The sequence below is a fragment of the Sphingobium sp. OAS761 genome, assembly GCF_024168485.1.
Classification (GTDB): Bacteria; Pseudomonadota; Alphaproteobacteria; order Sphingomonadales; family Sphingomonadaceae; genus Sphingobium.
This window is the reverse complement of sequence record NZ_JALJVY010000003.1, coordinates 337,599-352,341: the sequence shown is the minus strand read 5'-3', so window position 1 is coordinate 352,341 and position 14,743 is coordinate 337,599. Positions and strand designations below refer to the sequence as shown.

19 protein-coding genes are annotated in these 14,743 nt (G+C 63.5%); 16 read left to right on the top strand and 3 right to left on the bottom strand.

What is annotated here, in order from left to right:
* Nucleotides 1-90: 90 nt before the first annotated feature.
* The gene (locus tag J3E64_RS06195; RefSeq protein ID WP_253340970.1) at nt 91-258 is read left to right on the top strand and encodes a hypothetical protein; all 168 of its coding nucleotides are present in this window, start codon (nt 91-93) and stop codon (nt 256-258) included.
* Nucleotides 259-526: 268 nt separating this feature from the next.
* Here J3E64_RS06195 and J3E64_RS06190 read toward each other — a convergent pair whose 3' ends face one another.
* A complete protein-coding gene (locus J3E64_RS06190; RefSeq protein WP_253340968.1) occupies nt 527-1,081 on the bottom strand; it encodes an outer membrane protein in 555 nt (184 codons plus the stop codon).
* A gap of 314 nt (nt 1,082-1,395) precedes the next feature.
* On the opposite strand from J3E64_RS06190, the gene J3E64_RS06185 reads away from it, so the two are divergent.
* Nucleotides 1,396-2,001, top strand: a complete 606-nt coding sequence (locus J3E64_RS06185) for a peptidase (RefSeq protein ID WP_253340966.1) — start codon at nt 1,396-1,398, stop codon at nt 1,999-2,001.
* Entirely contained in the window at nt 2,001-2,696 is a 696-nt protein-coding gene (locus J3E64_RS06180; protein WP_253340964.1) for a hypothetical protein, read from the top strand. Before J3E64_RS06185 ends, J3E64_RS06180 begins: the two co-directional genes overlap by 1 nt.
* Here the strand turns inward: J3E64_RS06180 and J3E64_RS06175 are convergent.
* On the bottom strand, nt 2,677-3,129 hold the full coding sequence (locus J3E64_RS06175) for a peptidylprolyl isomerase (protein WP_253340963.1): 453 nt from the start codon (nt 3,127-3,129) through the stop codon (nt 2,677-2,679). The genes J3E64_RS06180 and J3E64_RS06175 overlap by 20 nt on opposite strands.
* Nucleotides 3,130-3,298: 169 nt before the next feature.
* Here J3E64_RS06175 and mgtE point away from each other — a divergent pair, with 169 nt between their 5' ends.
* Both mgtE and J3E64_RS06165 read left to right on the top strand, forming a co-directional pair.
* Nucleotides 3,299-4,735 carry a magnesium transporter gene (gene mgtE, locus J3E64_RS06170; RefSeq protein WP_253340961.1) on the top strand — a complete coding sequence of 479 codons (1,437 nt, stop codon included), beginning with the start codon at nt 3,299-3,301 and terminating at the stop codon, nt 4,733-4,735.
* Nucleotides 4,736-4,757: 22 nt separating this feature from the next.
* Nucleotides 4,758-5,156: a DUF1489 domain-containing protein gene (locus J3E64_RS06165; protein WP_253340959.1), complete on the top strand. Its 399-nt coding sequence runs from the start codon at nt 4,758-4,760 to the stop codon at nt 5,154-5,156.
* Between the two features lie 7 nt (nt 5,157-5,163).
* On the opposite strand, the gene J3E64_RS06160 is transcribed toward J3E64_RS06165, so the two are convergent.
* The gene (locus J3E64_RS06160) at nt 5,164-6,216 is read right to left on the bottom strand and encodes a quinone-dependent dihydroorotate dehydrogenase (protein ID WP_253340957.1); all 1,053 of its coding nucleotides are present in this window, start codon (nt 6,214-6,216) and stop codon (nt 5,164-5,166) included.
* Between the two features lie 351 nt (nt 6,217-6,567).
* Here J3E64_RS06160 and J3E64_RS06155 point away from each other — a divergent pair, with 351 nt between their 5' ends.
* The 11 genes from J3E64_RS06155 to J3E64_RS06105 all read left to right on the top strand — a co-directional run bounded on the left by J3E64_RS06155 (nt 6,568) and on the right by J3E64_RS06105 (nt 14,673).
* The gene (locus tag J3E64_RS06155) at nt 6,568-7,512 is read left to right on the top strand and encodes an AraC family transcriptional regulator (protein ID WP_253340955.1); all 945 of its coding nucleotides are present in this window, start codon (nt 6,568-6,570) and stop codon (nt 7,510-7,512) included.
* 78 nt (nt 7,513-7,590) lie between these two features.
* On the top strand, nt 7,591-8,001 hold the full coding sequence (locus tag J3E64_RS06150; protein WP_253340953.1) for an Rrf2 family transcriptional regulator: 411 nt from the start codon (nt 7,591-7,593) through the stop codon (nt 7,999-8,001).
* The gene (gene sufB / locus J3E64_RS06145; RefSeq protein WP_253340951.1) at nt 7,998-9,482 is read left to right on the top strand and encodes a Fe-S cluster assembly protein SufB; all 1,485 of its coding nucleotides are present in this window, start codon (nt 7,998-8,000) and stop codon (nt 9,480-9,482) included. Before J3E64_RS06150 ends, sufB begins: the two co-directional genes overlap by 4 nt.
* Nucleotides 9,475-9,642 carry a hypothetical protein gene (locus J3E64_RS06140; RefSeq protein ID WP_253340949.1) on the top strand — a complete coding sequence of 56 codons (168 nt, stop codon included), beginning with the start codon at nt 9,475-9,477 and terminating at the stop codon, nt 9,640-9,642. The genes sufB and J3E64_RS06140 overlap by 8 nt, the downstream gene beginning before the upstream one ends.
* Before the next feature lie 38 nt (nt 9,643-9,680).
* Nucleotides 9,681-10,136: a hypothetical protein gene (locus J3E64_RS06135; protein WP_253340947.1), complete on the top strand. Its 456-nt coding sequence runs from the start codon at nt 9,681-9,683 to the stop codon at nt 10,134-10,136.
* A gap of 16 nt (nt 10,137-10,152) precedes the next feature.
* Complete coding sequence (gene sufC, locus J3E64_RS06130; protein ID WP_253340945.1) at nt 10,153-10,914, top strand: Fe-S cluster assembly ATPase SufC; 762 nt, start codon at nt 10,153-10,155, stop codon at nt 10,912-10,914.
* Nucleotides 10,911-11,663, top strand: a complete 753-nt coding sequence (locus J3E64_RS06125) for a SufD family Fe-S cluster assembly protein (protein WP_253340943.1) — start codon at nt 10,911-10,913, stop codon at nt 11,661-11,663. Before sufC ends, J3E64_RS06125 begins: the two co-directional genes overlap by 4 nt.
* Nucleotides 11,660-12,865 (top strand): cysteine desulfurase, encoded by a 1,206-nt coding sequence (locus J3E64_RS06120; protein ID WP_253340941.1) that lies wholly within the window; start codon nt 11,660-11,662, stop codon nt 12,863-12,865. The genes J3E64_RS06125 and J3E64_RS06120 overlap by 4 nt, the downstream gene beginning before the upstream one ends.
* The gene (locus tag J3E64_RS06115; protein WP_253340939.1) at nt 12,862-13,323 is read left to right on the top strand and encodes an SUF system Fe-S cluster assembly protein; all 462 of its coding nucleotides are present in this window, start codon (nt 12,862-12,864) and stop codon (nt 13,321-13,323) included. The genes J3E64_RS06120 and J3E64_RS06115 overlap by 4 nt, the downstream gene beginning before the upstream one ends.
* 175 nt (nt 13,324-13,498) lie before the next feature.
* Entirely contained in the window at nt 13,499-13,858 is a 360-nt protein-coding gene (locus J3E64_RS06110; RefSeq protein ID WP_253340937.1) for an iron-sulfur cluster assembly accessory protein, read from the top strand.
* 11 nt (nt 13,859-13,869) lie between these two features.
* Nucleotides 13,870-14,673, top strand: a complete 804-nt coding sequence (locus J3E64_RS06105; RefSeq protein WP_253340935.1) for an SDR family NAD(P)-dependent oxidoreductase — start codon at nt 13,870-13,872, stop codon at nt 14,671-14,673.
* Nucleotides 14,674-14,743: the final 70 nt, after the last annotated feature.

Here is a 14,743-nt window from a genome sequence, read left to right as displayed (position 1 = left end):
ACCCCATCATCAATGCCCTGACGAACCCCATGGTCGCCAGGGCTCCCTCGCGTCCCCAACGCCCCCACAACCAAACCCAAACAGACAAAAATGACCGATGACCCCGGTCTTGTCGGACATGTCCTGCGTGAGGCACCTTCAATACATGGTGCGATCGAGGCTGTCGTCAGGCTGGGTGCCGCATGGCTGTTGTGGGAATGTGGCGTCAGCCTCGGCATCGCACCGTTCATGACCAGCAGGGTCGATCAAGCCACCTGATGATCGGGCGCCGCATGTGTGCATTTGTCCGGATCCGGACGCATCCCGGCATTCAGCGCCACCCCCGACGGCAGAGACTGGTCTGCGATGCCGCCATTTCTTTTCCGACTTTTTCCGCGGCGCCGGTGTGGTCTCTAGTGGTCCGATTCTGACATTCTATACCGTTCGAGGCCAAGTATCGCTCGAATGTCAAAACCTCTTCGGACCACTGGAAATATTTGATCCTTCAAGGAGGCGGGGCGTCGCATGACGCCCCGCCGGTTGATGATCAGAATTTGGCCACGACGCCCGCCATCGGCCGGATCGACCGGAAATTGCCGAGCGTGTCTGCCTGCACGCGCAGGCGGACATTGCTATGATCAGCCGAACCGCCCATGTCCGCGGTCGACAGTTCGACGCCCGCACCATAGGTCGTGCCGTGGAAATCCGGGCTGTCGGGCCCCAATGCGTCGAAATTGACCCACTTGTAACCGACCTTGCCGAAGATCAGGCTGTCCTTGCCGGCCTTCACCCCGGCGCGGCCAGCGACGCCATATTCCCAATCGATATCGCCGGAGACACCCTTTGAGGCCGTTCCCTCGACCCCAACCACCAGCGGTCCTGCGACATTATAATTCACGCCCGCGACGCCTTCGACCATTCGGCCCTTGTAGCCGATCGGAGGGATGCCTTCCTTGCCGGTTTCGCTGTCGAAATTGTGAACGCCGCCCATTACGCCGACATAGGGTTCGACACGATGGGTGGATGCGGCCTCGTCCTGGGCGAAGGCGACGGCAGGCAGCAGGCATGCGGCAGCACCTGCCGCGATGAGCAAAGTCTTCATGGGTACGACCCTTTATCTCTGAATGGTTGTTCGACGGTTTGGACCCGCCGGGCCTTCCGCCGCGGCGCTAAAAGCGGCGGCGAGGCAGGGGATGAATGCCCGATCGCTGCGGAAGGTTTCGGCCATCTGTCGCAAAATGCTTCCAAATGGCGTTTATGTGACGGAAAAAGCACGATTTCTTGCGGCACGATTAACAGCAGCGGCCTATTATGAACACGGCATAAACAAAAATCGATCGGGCGCCGCCCATTCACAACCAATTCAAACTGCGGACGTTATCCAGGCAGTCATACGAAAAACACAGGAGACTGGCGATGAACGCACTCCCGCGAAAATTGCTCGCCGCGATGGGACTGGCAGGCGCACTTGCCCTGGGTGGCTGCGCTTATGACGATGGCTATGGCGGCGTAAGCGTCGGTACGGGCTATTATGGCGGCTATGGTAACGGCTACGGCGACCCCTATTGGGGTTCGGGCTATTACCCCGGCGGCTATTATGGCTGGTATGACGGCTTCTATTATCCCGGCAACGGATATTATGTCTACGATCGCGGCGGACGTCGCCATCGCTGGACCGATGGACAGCGCCGCCATTGGGAAGGGCGCAGGGGCCGGCACGATGGCGATGGCCGGTGGGGCAACCGCCGCCCCGATTGGCGGGGGGATGACGGACGGCAGAATGGCGGCAACTGGACCCGCCCGCGTCCCGATGGCGATGGTCGCGGCCGAAATGATTGGCGTGGCAACCGCCGTGGCGGCGACGGCGCGCGCAACATGGCGCCGGCGCAACCCCAGGCCCGACCATCGCAGCCCCGCGCTCAGCGCGACTGGGGCAATCGCCCCTCGCCCCGCATGAATAGCGAACGGTCGATGCCTTCCGGACGCGGTCGTGGCCCGTCTTCGCGGGTCCGTCCCGACTGATGCGGGTATCGACGAAAGCTGCCGCCCTGTTCTGCTTCCTTCTCGTCGCTGCCTGCGACGGGCGGGAGGAGAGCGCGATCGACAATCTGGCCAACGGAGCGAACGCCACGCAGGTAGCGCATAATGTGCGGACCGAAGCGATGGCGCTCATGGAACCGCTCAATCCGCCTGCCCCGGGGGAACCCGGCGGTTTGCCGGTCGATGCGGAACTTGTGTCTGAAGGCACCATCGATCCGGACAGTGCGCAGGGCGCGGCCCAGGTGGTGCAGGGCTATTACGGGTTGCTGGAGGAAAAAAGGTTCGAGGATGCGCAGGATCTGTGGAACCCCAAAACCGCGATCGGCGCGCAGGATGATGCGCATTTCGCCGCGCGCTTCCGGGGTTTCAGCGAGATTCACGCCAATATTGGCGCGCCGTCGGACCCCGAAGGCGCGGCAGGATCGCTCTACGTTACAGTTCCGGTGCAGGTCTATGGCCGGATCGCGGCCAACGGGAAGCCATGGCACACGCTGCGGCAGGTGACGTTACGCCGTGTCAACGACGTACCCGGATCGACCGAGGAGCAGCGCCGCTGGCATATTGAATCGATCGGCGCCTATCAGCCGCCGGCAGACGTGCCGGAAGCCGACAACGGGGCGGAAACAGTCAGGACCATCTCCGCCACCGATGCTATGATCAGGAAACCGTCGCCTTGACGATCTTGCCCGGGGTGCGCGGCGGCTCGCCCTTGGGCAACGCGTCGACATGCTCCATGCCCGACGTTACTTCGCCCCAGACGGTATATTGACCGTCGAGGAAGGTGGCGTCGTCAAAGCAGATAAAGAACTGGCTGTTGGCGCTGTTGGGGTTTGCCGCGCGCGCCATCGAGCAGACGCCGCGCACATGGGGTTCGCGGCTGAATTCGGCCTTGATGTCGGGCAGCTTCGACCCGCCCATGCCGGTGCCGGTCGGGTCGCCGCCCTGCGCCATGAAGCCGGGGATGACGCGATGGAAGACCACGCCGTCGTAAAATCCGTCCTTGGCCAGCGTGGTGATGCGTTCGACATGGCCCGGTGCCAGATCGGGGCGCAGCTTTATGACGACATCGCCGCCACTGTCGAGGGTAAGGGTGAGCGTATCGTCGGCCAATGAATGATCCTCTCTTTGCCGGGTGGGAATGAGGTCCATATAGGCGCTTGGGCTGGCGATAAAAGAAACTTGTGGAGAAGGACGCTCGGCTCGTTCCGCCCCATTGCAATTATATTGTGCATCGGCGAAAGCGTCCGCATGTTACAGGAACCGGACAGTAGGGGGCGCCATGAGCGAGCGCGGCGATATGGCCGAACCCCTGGTCCATGGGGACGAAATTGACGAAGCGTTGATCGAGGCTGAAGCCAGCCACGATGAGGATGATCGGCTGAAACCGGAATTTCTCTCCGCCGTGCTCGACGCGGTGGAGGATGGTGACGACGACAAGGCGCGCGAGCTGGTTTCGCCGCTGCACCCCGCCGACATTGCGGACCTGCTGGAACTCGCGCCGTCCGAGCGAAGGGCCGGTCTGGCGGCTGCGCTGGGCGATCTGGTCGGTGCGGAAGTGCTGTCCGAACTCAACGATTATGTCCGCGACGACCTTATCGGCGCACTCGCGCCGGAGCAGGTCGCGGAATTCGCCTCCGAACTCGATACCGACGACGCGGTCGCCATCATCGAGGATATGGAGGAGGCCGATCAGCAGGCCGTTCTTGAGGCGATGGAGCCGGAAGATCGCGCCGCGATCGAAAGCGCCCTAGCCTACCCGGAGGAATCCGCCGGTCGCCTGATGCAGCGCGACCTGGTCGCCGTGCCCGAGCATATGACCGTCGGCCAGGTGATCGATTATCTGCGCGACACCGGCGACCTGACCCGCGATTTCTGGGAAATCTTCGTCGTCGACGAAGGCCACAGGCCGATCGGCACCTGCCAGCTCAGCTGGATCCTCACCTGCCCGCGCGGCATCGCCATGGCCGACCTGATGAAACGCGAACAGACGCTGATCCCGGTCGATATGGACCAGGAGGAAGTGGCGCTGCGCTTCCAGAAATACGCGCTGATATCCGCCGCGGTCGTCGACGCGCCCGGCCGCCTGGTCGGCATGATCACGGTCGACGACGTGGTCCATATCATTTCGCAGGAAGCGGGCGAGGACATCCTCCGCCTGTCGGGTGCGGGCGAAGGCGACATCAACGAACCGGTGATGGAAAGCTATCGCGGGCGTGTTCGCTGGCTGCTGACCAATCTGGTCACGGCATTGGTCGCTTCGACGATCATCGGCGCGTTCGAAGGCACGATCCAGAGGATGGTGGCGCTCGCCACCCTGATGCCGATCGTCGCGGGCGTGGGCGGCAATGCGGGCAGCCAGACCATGGCGGTCACGGTGCGGGCGCTCGCCACCAACCAGATTACGGGGTCGAACGCCCGACGCACCATATTGCGCGAAATCCGGGTCGCGCTGCTGAACGGTGCGACCGTCGCGCTGGTGCTGGGGCTGGGGGTGATGCTGGTGTTCCAGAACATGGCCCTGGGCGGCGTCATCGCCGCGGCGATGATGACCAACATCGTGACGGCGGGTCTGGCGGGCGCGGCTGTGCCGCTGGCGTTCGACCGGCTGAATCTGGACCCTGCCATCGCCTCGTCGATTTTCGTCACCATGATCACCGATTCGATGGGTTTCCTGGCCTTTCTGGGGCTGGCGACGGCAGCGGGATTGACGGGCTGACGCCAGTCCCCATCTTCCTCTCATGCCGCTCCACATCACCAAGATCGCCTTCGGCAGCGAAAGCCCCGCCGCCCTGCGCGCCTGGCTTGAAAGCCAGGGGCCGGAAGCCCGGATTACGACCCGTTATCTGCCCAAACGGATCGCGCAAATGGACGGGGGATCGCTTTACTGGATCCATCAGCACCGTATCGTCGGCCGCAGCCCGATTCTGGGTTTCGAGGAAACAGGGCAGGGACGCTATTGGGTCAGGCTGGCGCCGCGCCTCATTCCCGTGCGATCGATGCCGAAGCGCGCGCATCAGGGCTGGCGCTATCTGGAACAGGCGAACGCACCGCCCGACCTTGCTGATGGCGATGACGACGCGGCGGACGTGATGCCGCCCCGCATGCTGGGTGACCTGACACGGCTGGGGCTATTATAGGCGACGGTCAGTCGTCCGCCCCCACCAGATCAGCCACATTGCGAACGCCGTCACGCGCCATCAGGGCCTTGAGCCCCTTGTTGATCCGCCGCGCGAGCCAGGGACCTTCATAGACCAGGGCACTGTAAAGCTGGACCAGTGAGGCGCCGGCGCGGATGCGCGCATAGGCCTGTTCCGCGCTGGCAATGCCGCCCACGCCGATCAGGGGCAGGCGATTTCCCAGCAGGTGGCGAAAGTCGCGCAGCCGGGCGAGCGACAGGTCGTGCAGGGGCGCGCCCGACAGGCCGCCGCCCTCGCCCGCATGGGGCGATCGCAAGGCAGGTCGCGTGACGGTGGTGTTCGACACGATCAGCGCATCGATGCGGTGGTCGATGCAGGCGGCGGCGATGTCGTCCATGTCGGCCGGTTCCAGATCCGGGGCCACCTTGAGGAACAGCGGCGGGCCACCCGGCTGCCGCGCCGCCATCACCGCGCCCAGCAAGTCGTCCAGTGCCGCACGGCCCTGCAAGGCGCGCAGGCCCGGTGTGTTGGGGGAGGAAATGTTCACGGTCAGATAATCCGCCAGCGGCGCCATGCAGGTGACGCCGGTCACATAGTCGGCAATGCTCCGGCCCGCTGCGGTCGCATCCTTGTTGGCGCCGATATTGATGCCGATCACCGGCCGTTGGCCGACGGCCTGACGGTATCGCGCGATGCGGTCGGCCGCCGCACCCTGCCCGCCATTGTTGAAGCCGAACCGGTTGATGACGGCTCGATCCTCCGCAAGCCGGAACAGGCGGGGCTGCGGATTGCCCGGCTGGGCCAGCGGGGTCAGCGTTCCCAGTTCGGCAAAGCCGAAGCCGAAGGCGTGCATTTTGTGCGCGACCCGCCCTTCCTTGTCATAGCCTGCGGCCAGGCCGACCGGATTGGGAAAGTTTATGTCCGCGACGGTCACCGCCAGCATCGGGTCGCGCGCGACCGGCCGGCGCACCGGCATCATGCGCAGGGCCGCGATCGACAAATTGTGCGCACGCTCGGCATCGAGGGTGAAAAGCAGGGGACGGATGAGGCGATAGGACATGGCGGATGCCTATGCCAGCCGCGCCGAAGCCAGTCGAGTCGCTGTGATAGTTGGGCAACATCGGCGCATATGACATTTCATGACAGGAAACGTCATGAATGCGACCGTTTGCAACAGCGAAATGTCCGATCTGTCCAATAAAGTTGCCCTGATTCAGGCGTAAAGCCCCCTTGCGACCCGAAGGCTCTTAGGCCCATGGCCGATGAGACCTTTTACTGACCCGGCGGCTACAAACCGCCGGGTCATTTTTTTACTGATGCTGATAGGTCACATTATAACGGCCGCTTTTCCGGCAATGTCGCTTGCTTCCGGATAAAAATAGCGCATAGTCAGGCGCCTGGGGTGAAAAACATGGGGTCGCATCAGCTGGGGATAGCCGGGGGCGCAGTTGCCCTGCCGGATGAGAGCGGGCCGCTCTCCTATACGGTTTCCGCCGTGCAGGGGCCGGTGCGATTGCGCTATTTTGCGCCGCCCGAACATCTCTGCAATTATTTCGGATCGCTCTATCTGTTCAGCGTTTCCGCGGATCATTACGCTGATGCAACACGTGCGGATGTGCCGCAGCTACGGTTCATGCTGGAAGGCGGCGGCACCTATTTCTTCCAGGACGGAACGTCCATGGCGACACCCGACGTGTGCCTGCTGGGGCCGACCATGGGCGCGACCCGGTTCGAACTGGACCGGCCGGCCCGAGTCGTGGGTATCTCGCTACTGCCGGCGGGCTGGATATCGCTGCATGGCGGCGACGCGAACATGTTCGCCGACCGGTTGTGCGATCTGGCAGCGGTGCGGGGGGTCGTCTACACCCGGCTGCTGGAACGGTTGAGGATGGCCGACTCGTCCCAGGCGGAGGAGATTGCCGACTTGTGCTGGACGGAACTCGGCCGGCTGGTGGAGGCGTTGCGCTCCGCGACCTGGACGTTGCTGGCAGCAGTCGATGCATGGTTGATGGACGAAGGATCGCCGAGGATCGAGGTGCTCGCCGAAACGACCGGCCTGTCGCCGCGCCAGCTGGCGCGCCTGACCAACAAATATTATGGCGCTCCGCCAAAATTGCTGGCGCGCAAATATCGCGCGCTGCGCTGTTCGGCGAGGATCGCGCTGGACGGCGAAAGCTGGCAGCAATTGTGCGACGAGGGGGGCTTTTACGATCAGTCCCACTTCATCCGGGAAATCAAGCATTTCATCGGGCTAACCCCGCACCAGTTGCAGACCGAGCCGTCCGCTGTGGCGCAACTCACCTTGCTGCGCCGGTCGCTGGGCGGCGATGTGGCCGTGTTGAACCGCCTGTCATAGAAAAAGGCTTGATTCCCGGGGTGCGGTGAACCACATGGGCAATCGGACGGAATCGATCCGATTTGAGAATGGTTCGCAATGCGCTTGTCGAGTTTCGCTGACTATGCCGTGGTATTGATGAGCGCCGCGGCGCGCCACTGCGGTGCCGCCCGAATGAACGCGACCACGCTCAGCGCCGAAACGGGCATCCCGCTGCCTACGGCGCAGAAGCTGGTCAGCCGCTTGTCGGCCGCCGGGCTGCTCGAATCGAGCCGGGGTACGGGCGGCGGCGTGCGCCTGAGCCGTCCGCCGGCGGCGATTACGCTCGCCGACGTGGTCGAGGCGGTCGAAGGACCGATCGCCATGACCGCCTGCGCGGAAATGGGCGCGCATGACTGCAATCTGGAAACGGACTGCCGCGTGCGCCCGCACATGAACATGGCGAACAATGCGATCCGCGAAGCGCTCGCGGGCATGACCATTGCCAGCCTGAACCGGGAAATGGCATGACCGAAGACGTTACCACCGTTCGCAACCAGGAAGCGCAGGAGGCCGCCGACCGCGCCTCCACCTACGAACATGGCTGGTCGTCGGCCATCGAGCAGGATTTCGCGCCCAAGGGGCTGAACGAAGATACCGTCCGCTTCATTTCCGCCAAGAAGAACGAGCCGGAATGGCTGCTGGAATGGCGGCTGAAGGCGTTTGCCATGTGGCAGAAGATGGAGGCGCCGGACTGGGCGAAGCTCAACGTCCCGCCGATCGACTATCAGGACGCCTATTATTACGCCGAGCCCAAGAAGAAGGCCGAGCTGAACAGTCTGGACGAGGTCGACCCGGAAATATTGGCGACCTACCAGAAGCTGGGCATCCCCATTGCCGAGCAGGAAATGCTGGCCGGCGTCAAGGGAAGCCGCAGGGTGGCGGTGGATGCGGTATTCGACAGCGTCTCGGTGGCCACCACCTTTCGCAAGGAACTGGAGGAAGCGGGCGTCATCTTCCGCTCGATCAGCGAGGCGGTGCGCGAATATCCCGATCTGGTCAAGAAGTGGCTGGGGAAAGTCGTGCCGATGCACGACAATTATTTCGCGACATTGAATTGCGCGGTCTTTTCCGACGGCACCTTCGTCTACATCCCGAAGGGCGTGCGCTGCCCGATGGAACTCAGCACCTATTTCCGGATCAATGCGGAGAATACCGGCCAGTTCGAGCGCACCCTGATCGTCGCGGACGCGGGCAGCTATGTGAGCTATCTGGAAGGCTGCACCGCGCCGATGCGCGACGAGAACCAGTTGCATGCCGCCGTCGTGGAATTGGTCGCGCTGGACGATGCGGAGATCAAATATTCGACGGTCCAGAACTGGTATCCCGGCGACGAGCAGGGCAAGGGCGGCATCTATAATTTTGTGACCAAGCGCGCGCTGTGCCAGGGCCGCAACTCCAAGGTCAGCTGGACGCAGGTGGAGACGGGCAGCGCCATCACCTGGAAATATCCGTCTTGCGTGCTGAATGGCGAAAACAGCGTCGGCGAATTCTACTCGGTCGCGCTGACCAACAACATGCAGCAGGCCGATACCGGCACCAAGATGATCCACAACGGGAAGAACACCCGCTCGACGATCGTGTCGAAGGGGATCAGCGCCGGCCGCTCCAACAACACCTATCGCGGCCTTGTCCGCGTGGCGCCCGGCGCGGAGGGCGTGCGCAACTTCACCCAGTGCGACAGCTTGCTGCTGGGCGACCAGTGCGGCGCGCACACCGTCCCCTATATCGAGGTGCGCAATCCCTCAGCGCAGGTCGAGCATGAGGCGACGACCAGCAAGATCAGCGACGACCAGCTTTTCTACGCCATGCAGCGCGGGCTGGATGCGGAGAGCGCGGTCAGCCTGATCGTCAACGGCTTCGCCAAGGAAGTGCTGCAACAACTGCCGATGGAATTCGCCGTTGAGGCGCAGAAGCTACTGGGGATTTCGCTGGAGGGTTCGGTTGGGTGATGAGATCTCCGGCATGACAGTCAATGAACGCTTGTTCACGGTGGGGCTACTCGAAGCGTTTGAGAATGCCCTTGCTGCCGGCGATGATGAGGCCGCCGGTGAAATACTGGACAAAATGGGATTGTACCGAGACGCCGAGGGAATGTTTCGTTCGCTGTGAAGCGAAGTGAACATTTAGGCTTAAGAGGACGAAGAAACTTGAGCGACGAAGACGATATTCAGGATGCACTCGCGGATTTCGCGGAGGATGTGGGCAATGGCCAGTCATGGACCGCCGCGATCCGCATCCTGACCGAGGATTATGAGCTGGAGGAAGGCGAACTTCAAACCCGCGCAGCAAAGGATTTCGGCGATCTCGACGCCTATCAGGCGGAATGCCGTGCCGCGCTGGAGAAGGGCGACGCCGCCTTCACCGAGAAGCTGAAGACCGACAAGGCTTTCCACAAGGCCAAGGCCCCCAACCTCGCCCGCATGGGTCCGGTGACCGAATTCGTGACCGGCGTGCTGGAAAAGGGCGCGCCCGAACCGGACGCCGACTGGTGGCCTTATATGCCGATCAAGCGCCATATCGACACGCTGTTCCCCGCGCCTGGCGACGTGCGCGACATGGCCTTCTGGACCGCGCGGACGCTCCAGCGCGCGCACAACAAGTGATTTTCGGGGATAAGCAATGCTGACGATCGAGAACCTCACCAATGAAATCGACGGCAAGGCGATCCTGAAAGGCCTGTCGCTCTCTATCAACGCGGGCGAAATCCACGCGATCATGGGGCCGAACGGCGCGGGCAAATCGACGCTGGCCTATACGCTGGGCGGCCGCCCAAACTATGAAGTGACCGGCGGCACGGCTTCCTTTGACGGTGTGAACTTGTTCAGTTTGGACCCGCATGAACGCGCCGCCGCCGGCCTGTTCCTGGGCTTCCAGTATCCGGTCGAGATACCGGGCGTGTCCAACCTGCAATTCCTGCGCGAAAGCCTGAACAGCCAGAAGCGCGCGCGCGGCGAGAAGGAACTGAACGGCGGCGAGTTTATCCGGCTGGCGAAGGAAAAGGCCGCCTTGCTCGGTCTCGACATGGACATGCTCAAGCGCCCGGTGAATGTCGGCTTTTCCGGCGGCGAGAAGAAGCGCGCCGAAATGGTGCAGATGGGCATTCTCGATCCCAAGCTTGCGATCCTCGACGAAACCGACAGCGGCCTCGACATCGACGCATTGAAGGTCGTGGGCGCGGGGATCAACGCGATCATGCGCAAACCGGACAAGGCGGTGCTGCTCATCACCCATTATCAGCGGCTGCTCGATTATGTGAAGCCGGACTTCGTGCATGTGCTGGCCGGGGGCCGCATCGTGAAGTCGGGCGGCCCCGAACTGGCGTTGGACCTGGAACGCGAAGGCTATGCCGAGGTTCTTGGGGCCGAGGTGGTGACCGCGTGAACGCCCTGACCCTTCCCACCCGCAAGGCGGAAGAATGGCGCTACAGCGACCTGGATGCGCTGGCGACCATATGGCCTGCCCCCGCGCCCACCCGCATCGACGTGGCGGCGGGCGCGAGCGCGCGCCACCATCTGTTGCAGGACGCCGCCGACGGGGCGGCGGCTGTGCACGATTATGCGATCACGCTCGCCGACGGTGCGCGGTGTGATTTCCATGTGCTGAACATCGGCGGCAAGCTGGGCCGCGTTACCTTTACCGTGACGCTCGGCAGCAACGCCCATTTCGAGTTGAACGGGGCGATCATCGGCGGCGGCGACCAGACGCTGGAGATCGTCACCAGCGTCACCCACGCGCAGCCGGATTCGACCAGCGGGCAGACGATCCGCTCGATCCTGGGTCAGCACGCCACCGGCAGTTATCTGGGCAGCATCAATGTCGCCCGGGACGCGCAGCGCACCGACGCTTTCCAGTCGGTAAAGGCGATGCTGCTGGACCGCACCGCCACGGCCAATGCCAAACCGGAACTGGAAATTTACGCCGACGACGTCAAATGCGCGCACGGCGCGACCGTAGGCGAACTGGACAAGGCGGCGCTCTTCTACATGGCCTCGCGCGGCATGGACCCGGCGACGGCCAAGACGCTGCTGCTGAAAGCCTTCGTCGCCGGCGTGTTCGACGATGTGGCCGACGAAGCGGTCAAGGGCAGCCTCGAAGCCGCGGCACTCGCCAAGCTGGAGACGCTGGTATGACCGCCCTCGCTTCAGGACTGCGGTTGCGCGACGATTTTCCCGGCGTCGGAAACTGGCACTATCTCGACAGCGCTGCCACCGCGCAGAAGCCCAATGCGGTGATCGACGCCATCGCCCGGGCCTATGGCCCGGACTATGCGACGGTCCATCGCGGCGTCTATGAGCGATCGGCGAACATGACGCTGGCTTATGAAGCGGCGCGGCGGAAGGTTGCGGGCTTCATCGGCGCGGCGAGCGACAGCGAGATCGTCTATGTCCGTGGCGCGACCGAGGGCATCAACCTCGTCGCGCAATGCTGGGCGGGGACGCAGCTCAAGGCTGGCGACCGCATCCTGCTCTCTTGCCTGGAGCATCACAGCAATATCGTGCCCTGGCAGATTATTGCGGAGAAAGTCGGTGCGTCGATTGACGTGGTGCCGCTGACCCAGGACGGCCGGATTGATCTCGACGCGATGCGTGCGATGATCACGCCCCAGCATCGCATGGTTGCGCTCGCCCATGTGTCTAACGTGCTGGGCAGTGTGCTGGATTGCCGCCGCGCCGCCGACATCGCCCATATGGTCGGCGCCAAGATCCTGATCGACGGCTGTCAGGCGGTGCCGCGCCTCACGGTCGACGTGCGGGCGCTGGATTGCGATTTCTACGTCTTTTCCGCGCACAAGCTCTACGGCCCGACCGGCATCGGCGTGCTCTGGGCGCGCAAGGACCTGCTCGATGTCATGCCGCCTTATCAGGGTGGGGGATCGATGATCGACAAGGTGACGTTCGAAAAGACCACCTATGCCCCCGCGCCGACCCGGTTTGAGGCGGGGACGCCGCATATCGTCGGCGTGGTCGGCCTGTCGGCGGCGATCGACTATGTGCAGGCCATCGGCCTGGATACGATCCACGCCCATGAATGTGCGTTGGTCGCCAAGGCGCGGACGGCGCTCGAAAGCCTCAACAGCGTGCGCGTCTTCGGGCCTGACGATTCGGCGGGCATCCTGTCCTTCGAGGTGAAGGGGGTGCATCCGCACGATGTCGGCACCATATTGGATGAAACGGGCGTCGCCATCCGGGCCGGCCATCATTGCGCGCAGCCGCTGATGCGCCATTTGGGCGTCGAGGCGACTGCCCGGGCCAGCTTCGGCATCTACAGCGACGAAAGCGACGTCGCGGCGCTGGTGAAGGGTATCGAGCGGGTCAGGAAGATATTCGGATGATGGACGAACGGAAGATCATGGTCGAGGAAGTGGAAGCGGTGGATGCGCCGCCCAAGGCGCGCGTGGACGAGTCACTGGTTTCCGGCCAGCGCCAGCGCGACTATCTGGACGGCTTCCTGGCGCAGAAACCCGCCGAGGTCGTGGCAGGCGAGCCGGGCGGCGATGTCTATGACGGGGTGATCGAGGCACTCAAGGATATTTACGACCCGGAAATCCCGGTGAATATCTACGATCTCGGCCTCATCTATGGCGTGGACGTGAACGAAGGCCATGTCGTCGTCACGATGACGCTGACGACGCCGCATTGCCCCGTCGCCGAATCCATGCCTGGCGAAGTGGAGATGCGCGTCGGTGCGGTGCCGGGCGTGGGCGACGCCGAAGTCAATCTGGTCTGGGACCCGCCCTGGGACCCCCAGAAGATGAGCGACGAGGCGAAGCTGGAACTGGGAATGTTGTGATGGTCGGCTTTAAGAACGATTCGGAGCCCGTCGTTGTCGCATGCCGCCTATGCAATAATACGGGTAAGTGCCACATTTGTGCAGGAACACGCTGCTCAGTCTGTAAGCACACTGGTGCATGTTCGTCATGCAAAGGAAGTGGTTGGCACCAAGTTGTGAAAGTGGGGTCTTGATCATGAACGCCGCAGGCAAAGCGCGTGCCCGTCCCGCCGCCGTGATCCTGACGGGGAGCGCCGAACAGCGCATAGCCGACCTGATGCGCCAGGCGCCTGAAGGCACCATCGGCGTCAAGCTTTCCACGCCCAAGCGCGGCTGTTCGGGTCTGGCCTATTCGGTCGACTATGTGACGGAAGAGGCGAAGTTCGACGAGAAGATCGAGACGCCCGGCGGCACCTTCTACATTGACGGGGCGTCGGTGCTCTATCTGGTCGGTTCTACCATGGACTGGGTGGAGGATGACTTCACCGCCGGTTTCGTCTTCAACAACCCCAATGCCAAGGGCAGCTGCGGCTGCGGCGAGAGCTTCACGGTTTAAGAGGGGTTGCCATGCCCCATATGCTGATCCTGGGGCTGGGCTACACGGCGTCGCGGCTCGCCTCTCGATTGCGGGCCGATGGCTGGCAGATCACGAGCGTCCGCCGTGCTGCCGATGCCGATGCGCTCGCCTTCGATGACGATGGGGCCGTTCGCGCCGCGATCGCGCAGGCCAGCCATATCCTCTCTTCCGTCCCGCCCCAGGGCGACACCGATCCGGTGCTCGTTCGATTTGGCGCTGCGATAGCCGCTGCGCCGGCGATCTGGACGGGCTACCTGTCCTCCACCGGCGTCTACGGCGACGCGGCAGGCGCCTGGGTCGACGAAGCCAGCCCGGTCGGCCTGGGTCGCCGCGCCGCCCGGGCGCAAGCCGATGTGGCCTGGGGCGCGCTTCGCCCCGGCATGTGCCGTTTTCGCCTGCCAGGCATCTACGGTCCCGGCCGGTCGGCGCTCGACCGGGTGCGGGAAGGGCGCGCGCATCGCATCGACCTGCCGGGGCAGATATTCAGCCGCGTCCATGTCGACGATATCGTCGGCGGCATCGTCGCATCCTTCGCTGGGCCGCCGGGCGTCTATAATCTTGCCGATGACCTGCCCTGTTCGCAGAACCGGGTGATCGAAGCGGCGTGCGACCTGCTGTCGAAGCCCTGGCCGCCGCTACGGACATTGGACGAGGCGGGGCTTTCGCCCATGGCGCGCGGCTTTTATTCGGAAAACCGCCGTGTCGCCAACGGTCGGGCCAAGCGGGTGCTGGGCTGGCGACCGCGTTTTTCCACCTTTGCGCAGGGGCTGGCCGACTGCCTGTCGCAGGGGTGATTCGGTTCGGCGCACATCCGCCGATTTCTTACGCTTTATTAACCGAAAAAGCGCGAGGAGACGGGGGGCG

What these genes read in the sequence shown, in the direction of transcription:
- J3E64_RS06195 (WP_253340970.1), top strand. Translation starts at nt 91, where the DNA reads ATGACCGATGACCCCGGTCTTGTCGGACATGTCCTGCGTGAGGCACCT.
- J3E64_RS06190 (WP_253340968.1), bottom strand. Translation starts at nt 1,081, where the DNA reads ATGAAGACTTTGCTCATCGCGGCAGGTGCTGCCGCATGCCTGCTGCCT.
- J3E64_RS06185 (WP_253340966.1), top strand. Translation starts at nt 1,396, where the DNA reads ATGAACGCACTCCCGCGAAAATTGCTCGCCGCGATGGGACTGGCAGGC.
- J3E64_RS06180 (WP_253340964.1), top strand. Translation starts at nt 2,001, where the DNA reads ATGCGGGTATCGACGAAAGCTGCCGCCCTGTTCTGCTTCCTTCTCGTC.
- mgtE (WP_253340961.1), top strand. Translation starts at nt 3,299, where the DNA reads ATGAGCGAGCGCGGCGATATGGCCGAACCCCTGGTCCATGGGGACGAA.
- J3E64_RS06165 (WP_253340959.1), top strand. Translation starts at nt 4,758, where the DNA reads ATGCCGCTCCACATCACCAAGATCGCCTTCGGCAGCGAAAGCCCCGCC.
- J3E64_RS06160 (WP_253340957.1), bottom strand. Translation starts at nt 6,216, where the DNA reads ATGTCCTATCGCCTCATCCGTCCCCTGCTTTTCACCCTCGATGCCGAG.
- J3E64_RS06155 (WP_253340955.1), top strand. Translation starts at nt 6,568, where the DNA reads ATGGGGTCGCATCAGCTGGGGATAGCCGGGGGCGCAGTTGCCCTGCCG.
- J3E64_RS06150 (WP_253340953.1), top strand. Translation starts at nt 7,591, where the DNA reads ATGCGCTTGTCGAGTTTCGCTGACTATGCCGTGGTATTGATGAGCGCC.
- sufB (WP_253340951.1), top strand. Translation starts at nt 7,998, where the DNA reads ATGACCGAAGACGTTACCACCGTTCGCAACCAGGAAGCGCAGGAGGCC.
- sufC (WP_253340945.1), top strand. Translation starts at nt 10,153, where the DNA reads ATGCTGACGATCGAGAACCTCACCAATGAAATCGACGGCAAGGCGATC.
- J3E64_RS06120 (WP_253340941.1), top strand. Translation starts at nt 11,660, where the DNA reads ATGACCGCCCTCGCTTCAGGACTGCGGTTGCGCGACGATTTTCCCGGC.
- J3E64_RS06115 (WP_253340939.1), top strand. Translation starts at nt 12,862, where the DNA reads ATGATGGACGAACGGAAGATCATGGTCGAGGAAGTGGAAGCGGTGGAT.
- J3E64_RS06110 (WP_253340937.1), top strand. Translation starts at nt 13,499, where the DNA reads ATGAACGCCGCAGGCAAAGCGCGTGCCCGTCCCGCCGCCGTGATCCTG.
- J3E64_RS06105 (WP_253340935.1), top strand. Translation starts at nt 13,870, where the DNA reads ATGCCCCATATGCTGATCCTGGGGCTGGGCTACACGGCGTCGCGGCTC.